This is a genomic window from Dietzia sp. B19, assembly GCF_014145155.1.
Taxonomy (GTDB): Bacteria; Actinomycetota; Actinomycetes; order Mycobacteriales; family Mycobacteriaceae; genus Dietzia; species Dietzia natronolimnaea.
Genome location: NZ_JAALED010000292.1, coordinates 1,399 through 4,067, shown reverse-complemented (window position 1 = coordinate 4,067; position 2,669 = coordinate 1,399). Strand labels below are relative to the sequence as shown.

The window sequence follows — 2,669 nt, the reverse complement described above, 5'->3', positions numbered from 1 at the left end:
GAGCACGTGCACTCTCACGCCCCGCGCCCGCGCGGCCTCGATGCGCTGACGACCCACCTCGTGTGCCGCGGCGATCCGGACCCGGTCGTCGGTGCCGGCGCAGAGGTCGATCAGCCGATCGGGTAGCGACCTGGTGAGGACGAGGACGGTGGGCGCTGGTCCGGTGCGCCGGTCCGTCCAGACCGGGCTCACCACGGCGGGACCGTAGCGTTCGGCCAACGCCGTCCCGGACCCCACCAGGACGAGGTCGGCGCGGGCCCGCATGGCGTCGTAGACCAGGCGGTCGGTGGGCGTTCCCAGGCCCCCGCTCCGGCCGTCGACGGTGGTGGTCCCGTCGATGGAGGAGATCATGACGGCACGGATCATCGGGGCGCCCGTGGGCTGGTCCGGCTGGAGGGCGGTCCAGATCGCGTCGAGCGAAGCCGGGTCGTCGTCGAGCGCGGGGGGTCGGGTCGACAGCACCTGGGGCTCCTTCCGTTCTGACGCCTGTCGCCCCACGATAGGCTCATCGCATGGTCTCTCGCCTCGTTGACGTCACCCCGGTGGTCCCCGCCGACCAACTCGTGGCACAGATGGTCCCGCCGTCGATGTTCGATGACGTGAGTTTCGAGTCCTACATCCCGGACCCCGCCGAGCCCTCCCAGGCCGCCGCGGTCAAGGCGTGTCGGGAGTTCGCCGAGGGCGTCGTGACCCGTCGTTCCCCCAAGAAGGGACTGTTCGGGCGTCGACCCAAGTCGGTGGAGGGGGCGGGGATCTATCTCGACGGCGGGTTCGGTGTGGGCAAGACCCACCTGTTGACCTCGATCTACCACACCTGTCCCGAGCCCAAGGCGTTCGGCACGTTCGTCGAACTGACCCACGTGGTGGGTGCCCTCGGGTTCAACCGTGCGGTCGAGGAGCTGTCCGGTCACTCGGTGCTGTGCATCGACGAGTTCGAGCTGGACGACCCGGGTGACACCATGCTGGTGTCCCGGCTGCTCGCGGAGCTCACCACGGCGGGCGTCAGCGTGGCCGCCACCTCCAACACCCTTCCCGAGCAGCTCGGCGAGGGGCGGTTCGCGGCCAAGGACTTCATGCGCGAGATCCGCAAGATGTCGGGGATCTTCGAGTCGATCCGAGTCGACGGCCCCGACTACCGTCACCGCAATCTTCCTCCGGCGCCGGACCCCATGTCCGAGGCGGAGCTCGAGGCGGACGCCGGCGCGGACCCCGGGGCGACGCTGGACGACTTCGACGCGCTGTGCGGGCACCTGGCCACCCTCCACCCGTCCAAGTACAACCGCCTCGTCGACGGGGTGACCAGGGTGTGCCTGCGCGACGTCGCTCCGTTGCCGGACCAGGCCATCGCCCTGCGTCTGGTCGTCCTGGCGGACCGCCTGTACGACGCCGGGATCCCCGTCCGTAACTCGGGGGAGAAGCTCGACGCGATCTTCACCGAGGAGATGATCGCCGGCGGCTACCGGAAGAAGTACCTGCGGGCCACGTCCCGGCTCCTCGCGCTGTCGCGTTTCGAGACGGTCGGCGGCTGAACGCTCAGTCCTGACCCGGGGCCCTCCCACCGAGCTCCCTCTCGTAGACGACGTCGGTGTTGGACACGCCGCCCACGTCGAACGTGCGCGTTCCCCGTTCGGCGAACCCCTGCCTGGCGTAGAACCGGCGTGCCCTGGTGTTGGCCACGTTGGTGGCGAGCCACAGACTTCGCGCGCCCCTCCCGGCACACCTCCGGACGACGTCGTCGAGAACCAGGGCCGCGATGCCCGAACCGTGGTGGCCGGGGTCGACGTACAGCTTGCTGATCCCGACGGTGGGTCGGTGGAGGATCTGATCGGCGCAGGCCGGGTCCATCTCGATCCCGTCCACGAGGAGGGCGTATGCGGCGAGTCGCCCACCCGGCGTCCTGGCCGCGAGGAGTTCGTGCCCGGGGGTGACCAGATGGACACTCAGCGCGCCGGTGGAGAGATGCCGGGCGATGAAGGCGTCGATCGAGTCCCGGGGGAGATCCGGGGGACACGCCAGCGGGAACGTCCGGGCTGCCAGCGCGGCAATCGGGCCGAGATCTGCCGCGACTGCGGGTTCGACGGTGGGTTCGACGCTGGCGATCACCCCGTGAGACTAGCGGGGCGCGGGGATCAGGAATGCAGGTGCAGGTTCTCGGTCCCACCCACCCCGGACATCACCAGCCGTTCCGAGTCGTCTCCGCCTCCGAGGACCATAGTGACCTCGTAGGTGTCCGTGGCCGTGCGGCGCAGGTCGACGAGGATGCCCGTGGTGTGCCGGAGGTCGACGACCCGCCCCCGGACGTCCTCCAGGGAAATCGAGTCGACCGTCGCCGTGTGGGGCAGTCTGTGCGCAGTGGACATACCCCGATGATGAGTGATCCTCATCACGCGGCGAGCACGGGCACGTACCGAACAGGGAGCGATCCCGCCGAAATGCACGACGCCCCGGCGGTCAGCCGGGGCGTGTGTCGTGGTGCGCGATACTGGGATTGAACCAGTGACCTCTTCCGTGTCAGGGAAGCGTGACCCTCTGCTCCGGTGCCGGTGGGAGAGATGGCACCCACTCTGACCGGGAGTGTTCCCGAACAGGAGGGAACGCCTAGGCGCACCTCGTGTTGGCAGGGTGCGCCCCGGGAGCGCCCTGGGAGTGCCTTCCTCGAACAAACGAGC

Annotated in this window: 4 protein-coding genes; 1 reads left to right on the top strand and 3 read right to left on the bottom strand. The window is 69.5% G+C overall.

Annotation, left to right across the window (positions count from 1 at the left end; genetic code table 11):
* The coding region (locus G6020_RS09125; RefSeq protein ID WP_347238342.1) for a dihydrofolate reductase family protein at positions 1–408 on the bottom strand (408 nt) is incomplete at its 3' end.
* Positions 409–512: 104 nt separating this feature from the next.
* Between G6020_RS09125 and zapE the strand changes: the two genes are divergently transcribed.
* Positions 513–1,529, top strand: coding sequence for a cell division protein ZapE (gene zapE, locus G6020_RS09120; RefSeq protein ID WP_179525390.1), 1,017 nt, complete (start codon positions 513–515; stop codon positions 1,527–1,529).
* A 4-nt stretch (positions 1,530–1,533) separates the two neighbouring features.
* On the opposite strand, the gene G6020_RS09115 is transcribed toward zapE, so the two are convergent.
* Positions 1,534–2,103: a GNAT family N-acetyltransferase gene (locus G6020_RS09115; RefSeq protein WP_338404200.1), complete on the bottom strand. Its 570-nt coding sequence runs from the start codon at positions 2,101–2,103 to the stop codon at positions 1,534–1,536.
* A gap of 26 nt (positions 2,104–2,129) precedes the next feature.
* Complete coding sequence (locus tag G6020_RS09110; RefSeq protein WP_179525389.1) at positions 2,130–2,360, bottom strand: hypothetical protein; 231 nt, start codon at positions 2,358–2,360, stop codon at positions 2,130–2,132.
* Positions 2,361–2,669: the final 309 nt, after the last annotated feature.